Origin of the sequence: Streptomyces sp. NPDC053076 (assembly GCF_044546845.1) — a bacterium.
Classification (GTDB): domain Bacteria; phylum Actinomycetota; class Actinomycetes; order Streptomycetales; family Streptomycetaceae; genus Streptomyces.
In genome coordinates this window covers 436,763-454,934 of the sequence record NZ_JBITZL010000006.1, presented here as the reverse complement: position 1 = coordinate 454,934, position 18,172 = coordinate 436,763, and the positions used below count along the sequence as shown (strand labels likewise).

Sequence of the window (18,172 nt, the reverse complement as noted above, 5' to 3'; positions counted from 1 at the left end):
GCCAGCGTCACAAGGGGATCGATATTCCGTGTCATCCGCTCGCCGCCCGCTGCTGACCGCCACCGCCGCGGGCACCCTGCTCTGCGCGCTGTGGTTCGTCCCGTCCGCGAACGCCTCACAGGACGCCCCGGCGAGAGAGACGGCAGTCATGTCCGCGCCCGAGCGGATCACCCAGGTCACGCAGGCCAGGGCGGTGACGGCGACGACCGCCGGGACCGCGGACCGGTCGGCGCAGGACACCGAACTGGCCGACACGGGCAGTTTCGACACCACCCCGTACGTCGTCGGCGGCAGCCTCTTCCTCGCGGTCGGCGCCGGGTTCGTCATGTACTCGGTGCGTCGCGAACGCCTGGGATTTTAATTTTCCTTGACGCAACCTTGACAGCCCACTCATAGTTCGCCCATGAAGAGATCATCGGGCGTGCGGCTGTGCGCCACCGCGGCTGTGGGCGCACTGTCGCTCGTCCTCATCACGGGGTGCGGCGACGGGGGGTCGAAGGGCTCCGGGGACTCCTCGGGCAAGGACGCGGGGAAGCCGGCCGCGAAGGCGCTGAGCGCCACCGAGCTGACGAAGCGGATCATCGCCAAGGGTGAGGTGCCCGGGTACGAGGTGGGGTCCGTCGAGGGCGGCCTGCCCGCCAAGAGCGAGGTCAAGGCGGACGACGCCAAGTGCGACCCGCTGCTGCACACGCTGACCGGCATCGCGCCGGGCAGCCCGGCCGCGAAGACCAGCCGCATGGCCACGGAGCACAAGAAGGACCCCACGGACGACGCGACGTCCCTGGACGACATGGCCGACGGCAAGTTCGAGGACGCGATCAAGAAGTCCATGGACCTGGACGTCACCGTGGTCACCCTGGCCTCCTACGACGGCGACGGCGCCGAGCAGGCCCTGAAGTCGGTGTCCGACGCGGTCAAGGGCTGCGCGGGCGGCTTCTCCGGCGAGCAGGACGGCGAGAAGGGGAAGTTCACCGAGGTCGCCGAGGAGAAGTCCGCGGGCGTGGGTGACGAGTCGGTGGCCTTCACCGCGACCAACGACGCGGGCAAGGACGGTGTGATGCCGCTGCACGCGGAGGTCGTGCGGCACGGGAACACCCTCGCGACGTACACCACGGTCAACCTGGGCGCGGGGATGACCAAGAAGTCCTACGCGGTGCCCGCCGCGGTCGTGAAGGCGCAGGCCGCCAAGCTGAGGTGAGTCGCGGGCGAAACGTTTCGGGGCCCCGGTCGCCGCCGGGGCCCCGGTCCGTTCACCGCAGCGGGCCGGTGACCTTCTCCACGGCCGCCAGCAGCTCTCCGCCGCGCACGAAGGCGTCGGCGGCGGCCAGGTCCGGCGCCAGGAACCGGTCCGGGCCCGGGCCCTGCACACCCGCGGCGCGCGCGGCCTCGATCACGGCCCGCGAGGCGGGCGCCGGGGTGAGGCCCTCGCGCAGTTCGACGGCGCGGGTGGCCGCGTACAGCTCGATGGCGATGACCCGGGTGAGGTTGTCCACGGCGGTGCGCAGCTTGCGCGCGGCGGACCAGCCCATGGAGACGTGGTCCTCCTGCATGGCGGAGGACGGGATGGAGTCCGCCGAGGCCGGTACGGCGAGCCGCTTCAGCTCGCTGACCAGGGCGGCCTGCGTGTACTGGGCGATCATGAGCCCGGAGTCGACACCCGCGTCGTCGGCGAGGAACGGCGGCAGCCCATGGCTGCGGTTCTTGTCCAGCAGCCGGTCGGTGCGGCGCTCGGCGATGGAGCCGAGGTCGGCGGCGGCGATGGCGAGGAAGTCCAGGACGTAGGCCACCGGAGCGCCGTGGAAGTTGCCGTTGGACTCCACCCGGCCGTCCGGCAGCACCACGGGGTTGTCGACGGCGGAGGCCAGTTCGCGCTCGGCGACCAGGCGGGCGTGCGCCATGGTGTCGCGTCCGGCGCCGGCGACCTGCGGGGCGCAGCGCACGGAGTAGGCGTCCTGGACGCGCGGGGCGTCGTCCTGGTGGTGCCCGGTCAGGCCCGAGCCCTCCAGTACGGCGAGCATGTTGGCGGCGCTGTCACCCTGACCCGGGTGCGGCCGGATGGCGTGCAGTTCGGGCGCGAGGACCTTGTCGGTGCCGAGCAGGCCCTCCAGGGTGAGGGCCGCGGTGACGTCGGCGGACTTGTACAGCGTCTCCAGGTCGGCGAGGGCCATGATCAGCATGCCGAGCATGCCGTCGGTGCCGTTGAGGAGGGCGAGGCCCTCCTTCTCGCGCAGCTCGACGGGGGCGATCCCGTGCTCGGCGAGCAGCTCACCGGCGGGCCGGACACGCCCGTCGGGGCCCTCCGCCTCCCCTTCTCCCATAAGGGTGAGCGCGCAGTGCGACAGCGGGGCCAGGTCGCCGGAACAGCCGAGGGAGCCGTACTCGTGCACGACCGGGGTGATCCCGGCGTTGAGCACGTCGGCCATGGTCTGCGCGACCTCGGGCCGGACACCGGTGTGCCCCGAGCACACGGTCTTGAGCCGCAGGAACATCAGGGCCCGTACGACCTCGCGCTCCACCCGCGGGCCCATGCCGGCGGCGTGCGAGCGGACGATGTTGCGCTGCAGCTGGGCGCGCAGTTCCGGGCTGATGTGCCGGGTCGCCAGGGCACCGAAGCCGGTGGAGACGCCGTAGACCGGGTCCGGCTTGGCCGCCAGCGCGTCCACGATTCCCCGGGCCGCCGCAAGGGCCGCCACCGCCTCTGCCGACAGCTCGATGCGGGCACCGCCGCGCGCCACGGCGAGAACGTCGGACGCCGTGACACCGGACGTCCCCACCACCACAGTGTGCATATCCATATTCAGGAGCGTACGCATTGAATGCGAGGATGTCACTAGTGGGTACCGGGGGCACCCCTTACCCCATGGTGTGGGCTTCGCCTCACGCCCGGCGCCCGCGGAACCGGCGCCGCTCGGCGTGCGCGGGCGGCGGCTCGTCGGCCAACCGTACGACCGGGTCGTCCGGCCCCTCCCGGCCGGCCACCACCGGCCGGTTCAGCCGCATGGCCTTGGCCCGGTACTGGGCGGCGTCCGCGAGCCGGAACAGCCGGCGCGCGTCCCGCACCTCCCCGATCGGCTCCTCGGTCGAGGCGACCCCGCACGCGACCCCCTCGCCCAGCTCCAACTCCGCGGCGCGGCGGCACAGTTCGTCCGCCGCCTTGACCACGTCGTCGGCGGGCTGCCCGACCGCGAGCAGACAGAACTCGTCCCCGCCGAGCCGTGCGGCCAGCGCGCCCGGCACCATGGCGCCGCACAGCGACAGCACCGAGCCGAAGCGTTCGAGGAGCCGGTCGCCGACGGCGTGCCCGAGGGTGTCGTTGACCCGCTTGAGCCCGTTGAGGTCACAGACGACCAGACTGACGACGACACCCTCCGCGCGGTGCAGCTCGACGGCCTCCTCCAGGCGTACGTCCACGGCACGGCGGTTGGCCAGTCCCGTGAGGGCGTCGGTGAACGCGAGCCGACGGGCCTCCTCCAGCCGCTCGGTCTGCGCGATGCCGGCGGCGACCACGGCGGCGAGCACGGTGGCGAAGTCGGCGTCGGCCCGTGCGAACGGAGGCCGGCCGGCCGGGCGCGCCACATACAGCTCGCCCCAGGCGCGGCCGTGCAGCACCACGGGAGCGACGACGCAGCAGCCGCGGCCCCGGCGGCGCAGGGCCGCGACCCGCTGGTGGAAGTAACCGGGGGTGCCGGCGGCCGTCCCCTCGGCGGTCTCCACCCAGGCGTTGGGGCCTCCGCCGCCGGCCCACCGTTCGTGCAGGAACTCGGTGATCTCCGGGAACTGGTGCACCGGGTACGCCTCGGCCTCCGGGAACTCCTCCTCGTCCGCGGCGCGGTCGCCCACGTTCACGAGGACGCGCAGCCGGCCCAGCCCCCGTTCCCACACCGACAGCGCGGCGAAGCTGCCGTCCAGCGCGTGGCAGGCACCGAGGGCGGCGGCCTGCCAGCACTCCCGTGGGGTGTGCGCCGCCGCCATGCCCTGCGCCAGCGTCACGACCGCGACCAGCCGCTTGTCCTCACCCATTACTCCAGGTTAGGGAAGATTACGGCGATTCGGGACATCGGTGCGGCGATCAGGTGGAATGTGCGGCTATGCAGCCGAGGCCGCGGGCGGGCCCCCTCACTCTCCCGGCCACTGCGGCTTGCGCTTCTCGTTGAACGCCGCCACTCCCTCCGCCCGGTCCCCCGAGAACGCCACCGAGCGCCATGCCGCGTCCTCGACCTCCAGACCGGCCCGCAGGTCCAGCCCGTGCCCCAGCCGCAGCGCCCGCTTCGCGGCCCGCAGCCCCACGGGCGAGTTCGCGGCGATGCGCGCGCCCAGGGCCAGCGCCTCCTCGCGGTCCTGGCCCTCCTCCACCACCTGGTCCACAAGCCCCAGCTCGGCCGCCTCCGCCGCCTCGACCCGCCGCGCCGAGAAGATCAGCTCGGCCGCCCGCGCCGCACCGACCCGCCGCGGCAGCAGCTGCGTACCGCCGCCGCCCGGGATCACCCCCACGGACACCTCCGGCAGGCCCACCACGGCCGTGCGGTCGGCCACGATCAGGTCGCAGGACAGCGCCAGCTCGAACCCGCCGCCCAGCGCGAAGCCGTGCACCGCCGCGACGGTCGGCATCGGCAGCTCCAGCACCCCGGTGTACGCCGCCCGCGCCACCGGCCGCTGCCGTACGAGATCGGCGTCGGAGAAGGAGTTCCGCTCCTTCAGGTCCGCCCCCACGCAGAACGCCCGTTCGTGCGACGAGGTCAGGACCACCACCCGGGCCTCCCGGTCGCCGGCCAGGGCGGCACACGCACTCGCAAGGGAACGGGCCATCTCCGTGGAGACGGCGTTCATCGCCTTGGGCCGGTCCAGCACCAGCTCCGCGACCGGCCCGTGCCGCCGCACCAGCACGAACTCCCCGAACCGCTCCTCGCTCATGACACCCTCCGGTTAACGCGGGTTAACTCACTGTCGGCCCGATCATCGCAGCCGCACCCGGCGCCGGGAAAGCCCGGGGGGCTACGCCCGTTCGAGTGACATCCCGGCCGTCTCCCCGCACACCGCCCACAGGAGCGCATAGCGTGCGCTCCGCCATGGCGCGCCCGGGCGCGCGTCGGGGAGGGAACCCATGACACCGATACCTGCACACTCCGCCACGGCGCCGGGGAGTGCGCCGGGCGTACGGCGGGGGCGGCACCGCAAGCCCCGCCCCCGCAAGGTGCTGCTCGCCACCGGCGGTCTCGCCCTGGCCGCTGGCGTGCTCAGCCTGGTCCGCGTCACCCCGCAGCCGGGTGCCGGCGCGCCCGGCACGGCGGAGGCCGAGCCCCGGCACGACCCGGGCACAGTGGCCGCGGGCCGCTCGGCGAACACCGCGGCCACCCTCGCCGCCACCCCCACCGCGCTGCCGTCGGCGACCTCCGCCCTGGGCGGCAGGAGCCTCGCTCCGTTGCCCACCGGGTCACCGGCCCCCGGACCGGCGGGCACGGCACCGGCGGGCACGGCACCGGCGGGCGGAGCCCCGGCGCCGACCACCGCCTCGTCCCCCGCCCCCGAGACCGTCCCGACCGGCGCGCCGGACACCCCCGTCGGTACACCGCGGCCCACGCCGACGGCGTCCGCCCCGCGCCCGGCCCCGGCGACAGCGACCCCCACCCCCGCACCGAGCCGGACCCCGGCGCCGGGCCACGGCACGCCGAAGCCCGATCCCGGCGGGTGGTGCGTACCGGTGATCGGGCTGTGCGTGGACGTGTCGGGCGGCTAGTGCTGTGGCCGGAAAGGTTTGCCGGAAAGCTCGCGGCGTCCGGTGCGGTGCATCGCAAGGCGGAGCATCACCCGCGTACTGGATGTACTCGGGTGATGCGACAACGCGGCGAGGTGCCGTGCCGGGCGCCGCGAGCCGGTGAACCTTTCCGGTCACAGCACTAGGGCCGGCTGTCGCGGGGGGCGAGCAACCACGGCTCGACCACCCCGAGCCCGCGCACCGGGCGCTGCCACATCGGCTGGAGCGCGAAGCGGTACGTCGGCGGCTCCTCGCCCTCCTTCTCGGCCGCCGCGGCGGCCTCAGCGGCCTCCGCCTCCGAGACGGGCGCCTCGCCGGTGCGGATCAGCTCCTCGGCGAAGGCGCTGTCCACCAGGACGGCGTCCCGGGGCGCTATCGACGTCAGCCGGGAGGCCAGGTTGACCGTCGTACCGAACACGTCCCCCATACGGGTGGTCACCGTGCCGAACGCCATGCCGACCCGCAGCTCGGGCATCGTCTCGTCGTTCGCCAGCGTCTCCACCAGCCGCAGCGCGATGTCCGCGGCGACACCGGCGTCGTCCGCCGCGAAGAGCACCTCGTCGCCGAGGGTCTTGATCAGCCGGCCGCCGCGCGCGGCCACCAGGTCGGCGGCGGTGGTCTCGAACGCCTCGACCAGTTCGCCGAGCTCCTCTTCCTCCATCCGGCGGGTCAGCCGCGTGAACCCGACGAGGTCGGCGAAGCCGACGGCGAGCCGCCGGTCGACCATCTCCTCATCGTCGGCCGACTGCACGACACGGCCGGCCGAGGCGGCCAGCTGGCGGCGCCAGACGTAGACCAGGAACTCCTCGAGTTCGGGCAGGAGCAGTTCGACGATCGGGTACGTCACCTCGGTGCGGGTCATTCCCGGCTCGGGTGGCTCGGTCAGGCCCTCCAGAAAGGAATCCATCTGCCATTCCGCCAACCGGGCGGTGGTCTGCCCGGTGGACCGGGCCACCTGGACCGCCATGGCCTCGCTCAGCAGTCCCGCCTCCACCAGGCCGGCCAGGCGGCGCAGGGCGAGGACGTCGGCCTCGGTGAGGGCCCTGGCCTGACCGATGTCCGCGAAGCCCATGGCTCGCCAGAACCGGGACGCCAGCTCCATGGAGACGCCGGCGCTGCGGGCGGCCTGGAACGGGGTGTAGCGGCGCTCGGCGCCCAGGATGAGCTGTTCGAGCCGCAGGGCCAGCGGGTCGTCGCCGCTGTCGGGGGCGTCGGGGTCCACCCGGCCGTCCCCGCCCGCGCCGGAGCCCGTGTCGTCGACGGTCACGCCTGCTGCCCTTCCGATCTGCCACGGTCAGATATCGACCGGCCTCAACTCTACGGCAGGTGTGCGCCAGCTCACTCCCGTGGGGCACGGCCGACGCCACGCCCGCCCGGCCCCGACAACAGGTGCCCCGAGCTGCGGCGAACACCACCGACACGGCGCCACAACCGCCCACGCCACAACGGAAACACACCCGGGCCCGACGCCCCACCCGGACGGCGCCACAACCACCCACCCCCCACCGGAACACACCCAGGCCCGACGCCCGACCCGGACGGCATCGGTTCACGCGGGACGCAGATGCACGATGTCCCCCGCTCCCACCGGCTCCTGCACGCCTTCCCCCGTGGCGATGATCAGGCGTCCGTCGCCGTCCAGGGCCACCGCCTCCCCGACCAGCGACCGGTCGCCCGGCAGCTCGGCGCGGACCACGCGGCCGAGGGTCGCGCAGCCCGCGGTGTACATCTCCTGGAGGCCGCTCGCGGAAGGGTCACCGCCGGCCGCCCGCCACCGCCCGTACCAGTCCTCCAGCGACCGCAAGACGGCCCGCAGCAGCGGATCCCGGTCCGTGCCCCCCGCCCCGGCCAGCGCCAGCGACCCCGCCTGCGGTACCGGCAGCTCGTCGGCCCTGAGGGTGACGTTGATGCCGACGCCGATGACGACACCGTCGTCCCCGGCCCGCTCGGCCAGGATGCCCCCGGCCTTGCGCTCCTCCCCGCCCACGGTCACCAGCAGGTCGTTCGGCCACTTGAGGGCCGTGTCGACGCCCGCCGCCCGGGCCAGTCCGGTCGCCACCGCCACCCCGGTCAGCAGCGGCAGCCAGCCCCAGCGCGCCACCGGCACCTCGGTGGGCTTCAGCAGGACGGAGAAGAAGAGACCGGAACGCGGCGGCGCCGACCAGCGGCGGTCCAGCCGGCCCCGGCCGGCCGTCTGCTCCTCCGCCACCAGTACCGCGCCCTCGTCGGCGTCCCCGGCGGCGGCCAGCGCGGCGAGGTCGGAGTTGGTGGAACCGGTCCGCCGCACCACCTCGATGTCGCGGTACAGGCCCCCCTCCCGGACGAGCCCGCGCCGCAGCGCCGCGGCGTTCAGGGGCGGACGGTCCAGGTCGGACCAGCGGCTGTCGTCTGAAGGATTCTGCGGCGTCATGCAAGCCACCCTAGGTGTGGTAAACGACGCACTGCTGATCGGGAGGCCCAGCACTACTCTACGGATGAGTAACCGTCCCCCCTTTTGAGCAGGCAGGGAGCCGCATCCCGATGTCCGAGCCGGAAGAGCGTCACGAGATCCACGAGATCGACATTCACACGACCGCGGGAAAGCTCGCGGATCTCCAGCGCCGCATCCACGAGGCGACACACGCCGGCTCCGAGCGCGCCGTCGAAAAGCAGCACGCGAAGGGCAAGCTGACGGCCCGTGAGCGCATCGAACTCCTCCTCGACGAGGACTCGTTCGTCGAGCTGGACGAGTTCGCCCGGCACCGCTCGACCAACTTCGGGCTGGAGAACAACCGCCCCTACGGCGACGGCGTCGTCACCGGGTACGGCACGGTGGACGGCCGCCCGGTCGCCGTGTTCTCGCAGGACTTCACCGTCTTCGGCGGCGCCCTCGGCGAGGTCTACGGCCAGAAGATCGTCAAGGTCATGGACTTCGCGCTGAAGACCGGCTGCCCGGTGATCGGCATCAACGACTCCGGCGGCGCCCGCATCCAGGAGGGCGTGGCCTCCCTCGGCGCCTACGGTGAGATCTTCCGCCGCAACACCCACGCCTCCGGCGTGATCCCGCAGATCAGCCTGGTCGTCGGCCCCTGCGCCGGCGGTGCGGTCTACTCCCCGGCCATCACCGACTTCACGGTCATGGTCGACCAGACCTCGCACATGTTCATCACCGGCCCCGACGTCATCAAGACGGTCACCGGCGAGGACGTCGGCTTCGAGGAACTGGGCGGCGCCCGCACCCACAACGCCACCTCCGGCGTGGCCCACCACATGGCGGGCGACGAGAAGGACGCCATCGAGTACGTCAAGCAGCTGCTGTCGTACCTGCCGTCCAACAACCTCTCCGAGCCCCCGGTCTTCCCGGAGGAGGCGGACCTCGCCGTCAGCGCCGAGGACCTGGAGCTGGACACCCTGGTCCCGGACAGCGCGAACCAGCCGTACGACATTCGCACGGTGATCGAACACATCCTGGACGACGCCGAGTTCTTCGAGACGCAGGCCCTGTTCGCGCCGAACATCGTCACCGGCTTCGGACGGGTCGAGGGCCACCCGGTGGGCGTCGTCGCCAACCAGCCGATGCAGTTCGCCGGCTGCCTCGACATCGACGCCTCCGAGAAGGCGGCGCGCTTCGTGCGCACCTGCGACGCCTTCAACATCCCGGTGCTGACCTTCGTGGACGTGCCCGGCTTCCTGCCCGGCGTCGGCCAGGAGCACGAGGGCATCATCCGGCGCGGCGCCAAGCTGATCTTCGCCTACGCCGAGGCCACCGTCCCGCTGATCACCGTGATCACCCGCAAGGCGTTCGGCGGCGCCTACGACGTCATGGGCTCCAAGCACCTGGGCGCCGACCTCAACCTGGCGTGGCCCACCGCCCAGATCGCCGTGATGGGCGCCCAGGGCGCGGTCAACATCCTGCACCGCCGCACCATCGCCGAGGCGGAGGCGAACGGCGAGGACCTCGAAGCCGTGCGCGCGCGCCTGATCCGGGAGTACGAGGACACTCTCCTCAACCCCTACGTCGCGGCCGAGCGCGGCTACATCGACGCGGTCATCATGCCGTCCGACACCCGCGCGCACATCGTCCGCGGGTTGCGTCAGCTGCGCACCAAGCGGGAATCCCTCCCTCCGAAGAAGCACGGCAACATCCCCCTCTAGGCCCGCGGACCCTGGGAGCGGTCATGAACATCAAGGTCGTACGAGGCAACCCGACCCCGGAGGAGCTGGCCGCCGCTCTGGCGGTGGTCCGCGTCCGCGCCGCGGCGGCAGCGAGCACGCCGTCCGGCGCGGAGGGCCCGAGGGACGCGTGGTCGGATCCGTCCCGGATCGCGGCGGCCCGCGTCCCCAGCCCGGGCCCGGCGTCGTGGACGCGCACCTTCTGGCCGAGCTGAGCGTGCGCCGTCTCCGGGGGCGCGGGTCCCCCGGCCTCCGGGGACGGCACCGGCCGCCGATTTGAGTACGCCTACTCAGGCGCCGTCGCCCGGCCCGGCGGCACGCTGGTGGCATGCTGTGGTCAGACCCCGAGAACGAGCCGCCGAAGGAGCTGCGCGACGCGCAGGAGATGCTGCGGCGGCTCGGGCTCCTCGTGGCGCTGGCCATGGTCCTGATCATGATCGTCATCGGTCTGCGGTGAGCCGAGCCGCTCACGTCACCGGTCTGAGGTGAGCCGAGCCGCTCACCCTGACTAACCTGACCGCATGACTGCAACGCGCCGCAGGCGACTCGTGCTCGCCTCCCAGTCCCCCGCCCGGCTGGGCCTGCTCCGGCAGGCCGGTCTCGCCCCCGAGGTGATCGTGAGCGGCGTCGACGAGGACGCCGTCACCGCGCCGACCCCGGCCGACCTGGCGCTCGCCCTGGCCGAGGCGAAGGCGTCGGTCGTGGCGGCGAAGCCGGACGTGCAGGGCGCCCTGGTGATCGGCTGCGACTCGGTGCTGGAGCTGGACGGGCGGGCGCTCGGCAAGCCGGCCGACGCCGAGGAGGCCACCGCCCGCTGGAAGAGCATGCGGGGGCGGGCCGGAGTGCTCCAGACGGGGCACTGTGTGTGGGACACGGCGGCCAAGCGGTACGTGTCGGCGACCGCCTCCACCGTCGTCCGGTTCGGTGAGCCGAGCGACGCCGAGATCGCCGCCTACGTGGCTTCCGGCGAGCCCCTCCACGTCGCCGGCGCCTTCACCCTGGACGGCCGTTCGGCGCCGTTCATCGAGGGCATCGAGGGCGACCACGGCAATGTGATCGGCATCAGCCTGCCCCTGGTCCGCAGGCTCCTGGCCGAACTGGGTGTCGGCATCACGGAGTTGTGGGCGCCGGAGCGCTGACCTGGGCGGGGACGGTGTCCTGCGGCCCGTCCTCCCCGTCCTGCGGCTCGTCCGTACGGCTCGCCGGCGCACCCGCGCCGGTGAGGGCCGCGTCCGGCTCCGCCCGTGCGGTCGGGTCCTCCCCCCGGCCCGGCGCACCGCCGGCGGCGCTCTCCGGGCCGCCCGCGCGGTCGTACGTCATCAGGAGCAGGACGATCAGCCCGAGGACGGCGACCATGACCAGGAACGCCGTCCAGCCGACCAGGCCCCAGGCGAAGGCGCCGAGCAGGCCGTGCACCACGGCCACGCTGATCAGCAGGACACGCCCGAAGCCGGCCGGGGCGCGGTCGCGTATCGCGACGAGCACGGCCACCAGCGCGCAGAACGCGAAGTAGAGGCCGAAGATCACTCCGCCGATCTTCGAGGACATCGCCATGACGTCCGGGTCGAGGCCGGCCAGGGACATGTCCTGCCGGTCGACGACCACTCCGAGGAACCAGTTCAGCGCGGCGATGAACACGGCCTCCGCCAGGAGGACGAACGCCACGACCCATGCCACCGGCCTGCGCACCACCGGTCCCCACCCACTCTCACACCAGCAGCCTGTTACTCCAGGTACGCCCACCCGTCACCCGGCCGCCACCCCTCAAGGCTGACCCTCCGGGTCGCAGTGATTTTTTCCGCAGCGCGAACGCTACTAACGGGTAAACCCCGGGACAAGGGTTCGGGCAGCAGCAAAGAATCATTGGGCCATTCGTAGGGACTCGACAAAGAATCAGAGTGGGCCGCAGCACGCCCTCACAGAGACCTTGGCCACATGACAGGGCTAGGGTTTCCCGAAGGAGTCCTGCGTACCGAGGTGCGACATGGGCTTTCTCTGGTCGAGCGAGCCTCGCATCACGCTCCGTGTGGGCAAGCTCACCACTGGGGACGGGTCGAAGTGCCGTGTCGGCAGTCCCTAAACTCGGCTTGTTTCAAGGAGGGAGCCTCAATCGTGCGCAAGGTGCTCATCGCCAACCGTGGCGAAATCGCTGTCCGCGTGGCCCGGGCCTGCCGGGACGCCGGGATCGCGAGCGTGGCCGTCTACGCGGACCCGGACCGGGACGCTCTGCATGTCCGCGCCGCGGATGAGGCGTTCGCCCTGGGCGGTGACACCCCGGCCACCAGTTACCTGGACATCGGCAAGGTGCTGAACGCCGCCCGTGAATCCGACGCGGACGCCATCCATCCGGGCTACGGCTTCCTCTCGGAGAACGCCGAGTTCGCGCAGGCCGTCCTGGACGCCGGCCTGATCTGGATCGGCCCGCCGCCGCAGGCCATCCGCGACCTGGGTGACAAGGTCGCCGCCCGGCACATCGCCCAGCGCGCCGGCGCCCCGCTGGTGGCCGGCACGCCCGACCCCGTCTCCGGCGCCGACGAGGTCGTGGCCTTCGCCGAGGAGCACGGCCTGCCGATCGCCATCAAGGCCGCCTTCGGCGGTGGCGGCCGTGGCCTGAAGGTCGCCCGCACCCTCGAGGAGGTCCCGGAGCTGTACGACTCCGCCGTCCGTGAGGCGGTGGCCGCCTTCGGCCGCGGTGAGTGCTTCGTCGAGCGCTACCTCGACCGTCCGCGCCACGTGGAGACGCAGTGCCTGGCGGACAAGCACGGCAACGTGGTCGTGGTCTCCACCCGTGACTGCTCGCTCCAGCGCCGTCACCAGAAGCTGGTGGAGGAGGCCCCGGCGCCGTTCCTCTCCGAGGAGCAGGTCGCCGAGCTGTACCGCGCGTCCAAGGCCATCCTGCGGGAGGCCGGCTACGAGGGCGCCGGCACCTGCGAGTTCCTGGTCGGCCAGGACGGCACGATCTCCTTCCTGGAGGTCAACACCCGGCTCCAGGTCGAGCACCCGGTGACCGAGGAGGTCGCCGGCATCGACCTGGTCCGCGAGATGTTCCGCATCGCCGACGGCGAGGAACTGGGTTACGACGACCCGGTGCTGCGCGGACACTCGTTCGAGTTCCGCATCAACGGCGAGGACCCGGGCCGCAACTTCCTCCCGGCTCCCGGCACGGTCACCCGGTTCGACGCGCCGTCCGGCCCCGGCGTCCGCCTGGACGCGGGCGTGGAGGCCGGCAGCGTGATCGGCCCGGCCTGGGACTCGCTGCTCGCCAAGCTGATCGTGACCGGCCGCACCCGCAAGGAGGCCCTGGAGCGGGCCGCCCGGGCCCTGGACGAGTTCCAGGTCGAGGGCATGGCCACCGCGATCCCGTTCCACCGCGCGGTCGTCCGGGACCCGGCGTTCGGCCCGGAGCTGACCGGCTCCGCCGATCCGTTCACGGTCCACACCCGCTGGATCGAGACCGAGTTCGTCAACGAGATCAAGCCCTTCGCCGCCCCCGCCGACGCCGAGGCGGAGGAGGAACTGGGCCGTGAGACGGTCGTCGTCGAGGTCGGCGGCAAGCGCCTCGAGGTCTCCCTGCCCTCGTCTCTGGGCATGAGCCTGGCCCGCACGGGCCTCGCGGCCGGCGCCAAGCCCAAGCGCCGCGCGGCGAAGAAGTCCGGCCCGGTCGCCTCCGGCGACACCCTCGCCTCGCCGATGCAGGGCACGATCGTCAAGATCGCGGTCGAGGAGGGCCAGGAGGTCAAGGAGGGCGACCTGATCGTCGTCCTGGAGGCCATGAAGATGGAACAGCCCCTGAACGCCCACAAGGCAGGCACCATCAAGGGCCTGAACGCCGAGGTCGGCGCGTCCATCACCTCGGGCGCGGCAATCTGCGAGATCAAGGACTGAGCCGCCGTCGTACGGCAGTGAGAGGCCCCCGGTGCATTCCGGGGGCCGATCGCGTTCCGGGGGCGCTGCGCCGCCCTCGGCGCGGTCGGCGGCGCGGGCAGTGGAGATTCCCGTGCGCTGCCGCTGGGACCAGGTCCCGTGGCTTTCGTCTTCGGCGTCAGCGGTGTAGGCGCAGATGCGGCACGACACGCCCGCACCACAGGCCGTGCTCCCACCGAACCCGGTCGGCCGAGCCTGCCCCCGCTCCGTGCGGGCAGGCCCCCTCGGTGTCGGCGCTCACCGGCGCCGCAGATCCGCGACGCGCCCCCGTTCGGTGGTCGTCGGGTCTCCCAGGCCCGTGGTGGACCGTAGGGGGGAGGTGCCCGGCACGTGCCCCCTACGTGGTCCCGGCAGTGGGGCGCGGCGGCCCGCCGGGACCTGGTCACCCCCCGGGTTCCCGCTCGCCCCCGCGACGGCGATCTGCACGCCCTGGTCGGCGAGCGCCTGCAACTCCGTGGCGGCGCGGTCGTCGTGGCCGGGCGGCTCGTCGGTGACCAGCCGGGTGATGAGGTCCGTCGGCACGGTCTGGAACATCGTGTCGGTGCCGAGCTTGGTGTGGTCGGCGAGGACCACGACCTCCGCGGCGGCCTGGACGAGGGCCCGGTCGACGGATGCCGAGAGCATGTTGGAGGTGGACAGGCCCCGTTCGGCGGTGAGACCGCTCCCGGAGAGGAAGGCCCTCGACACCCGCAGGCCCTGGAGGGACTGCTCGGCGCCGGAACCGACGAGGGCGTAGTTGGAGCCACGCAGGGTGCCCCCGGTCATGACGACCTCCACCCGGTTGGCATGGGCCAACGCCTGGGCCACCAGCAGGGAGTTGGTGACGACCGTCAGGCCCGGCACACGCGCGAGGCGGCGGGCCAGCTCCTGTGTGGTCGTACCCGCCCCGACCACGATGGCCTCGCCTTCTTCGACGAGGCCCGCGGCGAGGTCGGCGATGGCCGTCTTCTCGGCGGTCGCGAGATGTGACTTCTGCGGGAAGCCGGATTCTCGCGTGAACCCGCCCGGCAGTACCGCACCGCCGTGCCGGCGGTCGAGGAGTCCTTCTGCCTCCAGTGCCCGCACGTCCCGCCGTACGGTCACTTCGGAGGTCTGGACGACGCGGGCGAGCTCACGGAGCGACACGGCACCGTTCGCTCGCACCATTTCGAGGATCAATTGGCGACGTTCAGCAGCGAACACGAAACTGACAGTAACCCCAGCGACCGTCTGCTTTCAGCAGTTTGCGCCGAATAACAGAAGTTGTTCGCATGGTAGGGCGGGAGGTGGTATAAAGCCCGCCCACCCCGACTATGCCGTCCGCATTCGCCACAACTCCCCGTGACCAGCGGGAAGTCGGGCCGGCCGTCAGGCCTCCGCGCTCGCCTTGCGGGTGTGCAGCTGCCGGGCGACCTCCGCGATCGACCCCGAAAGGGAGGGGTAGACCGTGAACGCGTTCGCGATCTGTTCGACCGTGAGGTTGTTGTCGACGGCGAGCGAGATGGGGTGGATCAGTTCCGAGGCGCGGGGCGCCACGACCACGCCGCCGACGACGATGCCCGTACCCGGCCGGCAGAAGATCTTCACGAAGCCGTCCCGGATGCCCTGCATCTTGGCGCGCGGGTTGCGCAGGAGGGGCAGCTTGACCACCCTCGCGTCGATCTTGCCCGCGTCCACGTCCGCCTGCGTGTAGCCGACCGTCGCGATCTCGGGGTCGGTGAAGACGTTCGAGGAGACCGTCTTCAGGTTCAGCGGGGCCACCGCGTCGCCGAGGAAGTGGTACATCGCGATACGTCCCTGCATGGCGGCGACGGACGCGAGGGCGAAGACACCGGTCACGTCACCGGCCGCGTACACGCCCGGAGCGGTCGTCCGGGAGACCTTGTCGGTCCAGATGTGGCCCGACTCGCGCAGTTTGACGCCGGCGTCCTCCAGACCGAGGCCCGCGCTGTTGGGGATGGCACCGACGGCCATCAGGCAGTGGGAGCCGGTGATGACCCGGCCGTCGGCCAGCGTCACCTCGACCCGGTCGCCCACGCGCTTGGCGGACTGCGCGCGGGAGCGGGCCATGACGTTCATGCCACGGCGCCGGAAGACGTCCTCCAGGACGGCGGCGGCGTCCGGGTCCTCGCCGGGCAGCACCCGGTCGCGCGAGGAGACCAGGGTGACCTTGGAGCCCAGGGCCTGGTAGGCGCCGGCGAACTCGGCGCCGGTCACGCCCGAGCCGACCACGATCAGCTCTTCCGGCAGCTCGTCGAGGTCGTAGACCTGGGTCCAGTTCAGGATCCGCTCACCGTCGGGCTGGGCGTCGGGCAGCTCGCGCGGGTGGCCGCCGGTGGCGATGAGGACGGCGTCGGCGGTGAGGGTCTCCTCGGTGCCGTCGGCGGCGGCGACGACGACCTTGCGGGACCCGTCCAGGGCCTGCATGCCGTCCAGCCGGCCGCGTCCGCGCATGACCCGCGCGCCGGCCCGCGTCACGGACGCGGTGATGTCGTGGGACTGGGCGAGCGCGAGGCGCTTCACCCGGCGGTTGACCTTGCCGAGGTCCACGCCGACCACCCGGGCCGCCCGCTCCAGCGGCGGGGTGTCGTCGGCCACGATGATCCCCAGCTCCTCGTAGGAGGAGTCGAAGGTGGTCATCACCTCGGCCGTGGCGATAAGGGTCTTCGACGGCACGCAGTCGGTCAGCACCGACGCTCCGCCCAGACCGTCGCAGTCGACGACGGTCACCTCCGCGCCGAGCTGAGCGGCCACCAGCGCCGCTTCATATCCGCCGGGTCCGCCACCGATGATCACGATCCGAGTCACGTACTCCATTGTCCCGCACGCTTCAACGTGCTACTGCCCGGGGGGCGCCCCCGAGCGGACGCGGGGCACTCGCGAAGCACTCGCAGGGCACTCGCACGGCACTCGGACGGCACTCCCGGGGCGCCTGGGGCGCACGGTGCGGCTGCCGTACCCTCTCCCCATGTCGCTCTATGCCGCGTACGCCGGCAATCTCGACGCGCGCCTGATGTCCCAGCGCGCCCCGCACTCCCCGCTGCGCGCCACCGGCTGGCTGAACGGCTGGCGGCTGACCTTCGGCGGCGAGCAGCTGGGCTGGGAGGGCGCGCTGGCGACGATCGTCGAGGATCCGCTGGCCGGGGTCTTCGTCGGCCTGTACGACATCGCGCCCATGGACGAGGAGTCGCTCGACCGGTGGGAGGGCGTGGGCCTCGACCTCTACCGGCGGGTACGTGTGCGTGTGCACACCCTGGACGGCGAGGAGTCGGCCTGGACGTACGTCCTCAACGGCTACGAGGGCGGGCTGCCGTCGGCCCGCTACCTGGGTGAGATCGCCGACGCGGCGGAGTCCGCCGGCGCACCGCACGACTACGTGATGGAACTCCGCAAGCGCCCCTGCTGAGCCGGCTCCGTCCGCCTCCCGGGGGTTTCTCCCCTTTCGACCACCGTTTGTGGAAAACGACAAGACAACGAATGCAAACCCGTGGGCTCTGTCATCTACGCGCGTAGGCGAAGACCGGTTACCCTCGTCGGCGTGAACGCATCTCTTCTTCCGGACGACATCCAGGGCGACCCCTACGCCGCCGCCGACGCCGCCGCCGCGCGCCTGCGCGCACTCACCGGCGCCGAGACCCACGACGTCGCCCTCGTGATGGGCTCCGGCTGGGCTCCGGCCGTCGACGCCCTGGGCGCACCCGACGTCGAGTTCCAGGTCACCGAACTGCCCGGTTTCCCGCCGCCGGCCGTCGAGGGGCACGGCGGCAAGATCCGCTCGTACTCCTTCGGTGACAAGCGCGCCCTGGTCTTCCTGGGCCGCACCCACTACTACGAGGGCCGTGGCGTCGCCGCCGTGGCGCACGGCGTGCGCACCGCCGTCGCCGCCGGCTGCAAGACCATCGTGCTCACCAACGGCTGCGGCGGCCTGCGCGAGGGCATGCGCCCCGGCCAGCCCGTCCTCATCAGCGACCACATCAACCTGACGGCGACGTCCCCCATCGTGGGCGCGAACTTCGTCGACCTCACCGACCTGTACTCCCCGCGCCTGCGCGCCCTGTGCAAGGAGATCGACTCCTCCCTGGAGGAGGGCGTCTACGCGCAGTTCCCCGGCCCGCACTACGAGACCCCGGCCGAGATCCGTATGGCCCGTGTCATCGGCGCGGACCTGGTCGGCATGTCCACGGTTCTCGAGGCCATCGCCGCGCGTGAGGCGGGCGCCGAGGTGCTGGGCATCTCCCTGGTCACCAACCTGGCCGCGGGCATGACCGGTGAGCCCCTCAACCACGAGGAGGTCCTCCAGGCGGGCCGCGACTCGGCGGCCCGCATGGGGCAGCTGCTGGCGCAGGTGCTGGGCAAGCTGTAAGG

Annotated in this window: 18 protein-coding genes; 10 read left to right on the top strand and 8 right to left on the bottom strand. The window is 72.4% G+C overall.

Annotated features, from left to right (window positions below; all coding sequences use genetic code 11):
- The first annotated feature begins 28 nt into the window (after nt 1–28).
- Both ACIGYR_RS26045 and ACIGYR_RS26040 read left to right on the top strand, forming a co-directional pair.
- Entirely contained in the window at nt 29–361 is a 333-nt protein-coding gene (locus ACIGYR_RS26045; protein ID WP_399597274.1) for an LAETG motif-containing sortase-dependent surface protein, read from the top strand.
- Nucleotides 362–403: 42 nt separating this feature from the next.
- The gene (locus ACIGYR_RS26040; protein WP_399597272.1) at nt 404–1,198 is read left to right on the top strand and encodes a hypothetical protein; all 795 of its coding nucleotides are present in this window, start codon (nt 404–406) and stop codon (nt 1,196–1,198) included.
- Between the two features lie 52 nt (nt 1,199–1,250).
- Here the strand turns inward: ACIGYR_RS26040 and hutH are convergent, their stop codons facing one another.
- From hutH to ACIGYR_RS26025, 3 genes are all read right to left on the bottom strand, one after another.
- Entirely contained in the window at nt 1,251–2,789 is a 1,539-nt protein-coding gene (hutH, locus tag ACIGYR_RS26035; protein WP_391841006.1) for a histidine ammonia-lyase, read from the bottom strand.
- Between the two features lie 88 nt (nt 2,790–2,877).
- Nucleotides 2,878–4,020, bottom strand: coding sequence for a diguanylate cyclase domain-containing protein (locus tag ACIGYR_RS26030; protein ID WP_399597269.1), 1,143 nt, complete (start codon nt 4,018–4,020; stop codon nt 2,878–2,880).
- 96 nt (nt 4,021–4,116) lie between these two features.
- The gene (locus ACIGYR_RS26025; protein WP_399597266.1) at nt 4,117–4,911 is read right to left on the bottom strand and encodes an enoyl-CoA hydratase/isomerase family protein; all 795 of its coding nucleotides are present in this window, start codon (nt 4,909–4,911) and stop codon (nt 4,117–4,119) included.
- Nucleotides 4,912–5,101: 190 nt separating this feature from the next.
- On the opposite strand from ACIGYR_RS26025, the gene ACIGYR_RS26020 reads away from it, so the two are divergent.
- A complete protein-coding gene (locus ACIGYR_RS26020; RefSeq protein WP_399597264.1) occupies nt 5,102–5,734 on the top strand; it encodes a hypothetical protein in 633 nt (210 codons plus the stop codon).
- A 160-nt stretch (nt 5,735–5,894) separates the two neighbouring features.
- Here ACIGYR_RS26020 and ACIGYR_RS26015 read toward each other — a convergent pair whose 3' ends face one another.
- Nucleotides 5,895–7,019, bottom strand: a complete 1,125-nt coding sequence (locus ACIGYR_RS26015; protein ID WP_391840117.1) for an adenylate/guanylate cyclase domain-containing protein — start codon at nt 7,017–7,019, stop codon at nt 5,895–5,897.
- A 282-nt stretch (nt 7,020–7,301) separates the two neighbouring features.
- The gene (locus ACIGYR_RS26010) at nt 7,302–8,162 is read right to left on the bottom strand and encodes a biotin--[acetyl-CoA-carboxylase] ligase (protein ID WP_391840115.1); all 861 of its coding nucleotides are present in this window, start codon (nt 8,160–8,162) and stop codon (nt 7,302–7,304) included.
- Nucleotides 8,163–8,272: 110 nt separating this feature from the next.
- Here ACIGYR_RS26010 and ACIGYR_RS26005 point away from each other — a divergent pair, with 110 nt between their 5' ends.
- The 4 genes from ACIGYR_RS26005 (at nt 8,273) to ACIGYR_RS25990 (ending at nt 11,043) form a co-directional block, all read left to right on the top strand.
- Nucleotides 8,273–9,886, top strand: coding sequence for an acyl-CoA carboxylase subunit beta (locus ACIGYR_RS26005; RefSeq protein ID WP_391840113.1), 1,614 nt, complete (start codon nt 8,273–8,275; stop codon nt 9,884–9,886).
- Between the two features lie 23 nt (nt 9,887–9,909).
- Nucleotides 9,910–10,119 carry an acyl-CoA carboxylase epsilon subunit gene (locus ACIGYR_RS26000; protein WP_345048180.1) on the top strand — a complete coding sequence of 70 codons (210 nt, stop codon included), beginning with the start codon at nt 9,910–9,912 and terminating at the stop codon, nt 10,117–10,119.
- Between the two features lie 113 nt (nt 10,120–10,232).
- The gene (gene mmpB / locus ACIGYR_RS25995) at nt 10,233–10,361 is read left to right on the top strand and encodes a morphogenic membrane protein MmpB (RefSeq protein WP_391840110.1); all 129 of its coding nucleotides are present in this window, start codon (nt 10,233–10,235) and stop codon (nt 10,359–10,361) included.
- A 64-nt stretch (nt 10,362–10,425) separates the two neighbouring features.
- A complete protein-coding gene (locus ACIGYR_RS25990; protein ID WP_391840109.1) occupies nt 10,426–11,043 on the top strand; it encodes a Maf family protein in 618 nt (205 codons plus the stop codon).
- Here ACIGYR_RS25990 and ACIGYR_RS25985 read toward each other — a convergent pair.
- A complete protein-coding gene (locus tag ACIGYR_RS25985) occupies nt 11,015–11,581 on the bottom strand; it encodes a hypothetical protein (RefSeq protein WP_399597257.1) in 567 nt (188 codons plus the stop codon). The two genes, ACIGYR_RS25990 and ACIGYR_RS25985, sit on opposite strands and share 29 nt — an antisense overlap.
- A 435-nt stretch (nt 11,582–12,016) precedes the next feature.
- On the opposite strand from ACIGYR_RS25985, the gene ACIGYR_RS25980 reads away from it, so the two are divergent.
- Nucleotides 12,017–13,789 (top strand): acetyl/propionyl/methylcrotonyl-CoA carboxylase subunit alpha, encoded by a 1,773-nt coding sequence (locus ACIGYR_RS25980; protein ID WP_399597254.1) that lies wholly within the window; start codon nt 12,017–12,019, stop codon nt 13,787–13,789.
- A gap of 276 nt (nt 13,790–14,065) precedes the next feature.
- On the opposite strand, the gene ACIGYR_RS25975 is transcribed toward ACIGYR_RS25980, so the two are convergent.
- Entirely contained in the window at nt 14,066–14,986 is a 921-nt protein-coding gene (locus ACIGYR_RS25975) for a DeoR/GlpR family DNA-binding transcription regulator (protein WP_399598609.1), read from the bottom strand.
- Nucleotides 14,987–15,175: 189 nt separating this feature from the next.
- The gene (locus ACIGYR_RS25970) at nt 15,176–16,624 is read right to left on the bottom strand and encodes an NAD(P)H-quinone dehydrogenase (RefSeq protein ID WP_399597251.1); all 1,449 of its coding nucleotides are present in this window, start codon (nt 16,622–16,624) and stop codon (nt 15,176–15,178) included.
- A gap of 151 nt (nt 16,625–16,775) precedes the next feature.
- Here ACIGYR_RS25970 and ACIGYR_RS25965 point away from each other — a divergent pair, with 151 nt between their 5' ends.
- Nucleotides 16,776–17,213, top strand: coding sequence for a gamma-glutamylcyclotransferase (locus tag ACIGYR_RS25965; RefSeq protein WP_399597250.1), 438 nt, complete (start codon nt 16,776–16,778; stop codon nt 17,211–17,213).
- Between the two features lie 132 nt (nt 17,214–17,345).
- Nucleotides 17,346–18,170 (top strand): purine-nucleoside phosphorylase, encoded by an 825-nt coding sequence (locus ACIGYR_RS25960; protein WP_391840098.1) that lies wholly within the window; start codon nt 17,346–17,348, stop codon nt 18,168–18,170.
- Nucleotides 18,171–18,172: the final 2 nt, after the last annotated feature.

Bases quoted from the DNA above. Each gene is read 5' to 3' on its own strand.
- hutH (WP_391841006.1), bottom strand. From the start codon at position 2,789: ATGCACACTGTGGTGGTGGGGACGTCCGGTGTCACGGCGTCCGACGTT.
- ACIGYR_RS25965 (WP_399597250.1), top strand. From the start codon at position 16,776: ATGTCGCTCTATGCCGCGTACGCCGGCAATCTCGACGCGCGCCTGATG.
- ACIGYR_RS26000 (WP_345048180.1), top strand. From the start codon at position 9,910: ATGAACATCAAGGTCGTACGAGGCAACCCGACCCCGGAGGAGCTGGCC.
- ACIGYR_RS26005 (WP_391840113.1), top strand. From the start codon at position 8,273: ATGTCCGAGCCGGAAGAGCGTCACGAGATCCACGAGATCGACATTCAC.
- ACIGYR_RS26020 (WP_399597264.1), top strand. From the start codon at position 5,102: ATGACACCGATACCTGCACACTCCGCCACGGCGCCGGGGAGTGCGCCG.
- ACIGYR_RS26030 (WP_399597269.1), bottom strand. From the start codon at position 4,020: ATGGGTGAGGACAAGCGGCTGGTCGCGGTCGTGACGCTGGCGCAGGGC.
- ACIGYR_RS26025 (WP_399597266.1), bottom strand. From the start codon at position 4,911: ATGAGCGAGGAGCGGTTCGGGGAGTTCGTGCTGGTGCGGCGGCACGGG.
- ACIGYR_RS26040 (WP_399597272.1), top strand. From the start codon at position 404: ATGAAGAGATCATCGGGCGTGCGGCTGTGCGCCACCGCGGCTGTGGGC.
- ACIGYR_RS25970 (WP_399597251.1), bottom strand. From the start codon at position 16,624: ATGGAGTACGTGACTCGGATCGTGATCATCGGTGGCGGACCCGGCGGA.
- ACIGYR_RS26010 (WP_391840115.1), bottom strand. From the start codon at position 8,162: ATGACGCCGCAGAATCCTTCAGACGACAGCCGCTGGTCCGACCTGGAC.
- ACIGYR_RS25990 (WP_391840109.1), top strand. From the start codon at position 10,426: ATGACTGCAACGCGCCGCAGGCGACTCGTGCTCGCCTCCCAGTCCCCC.
- mmpB (WP_391840110.1), top strand. From the start codon at position 10,233: ATGCTGTGGTCAGACCCCGAGAACGAGCCGCCGAAGGAGCTGCGCGAC.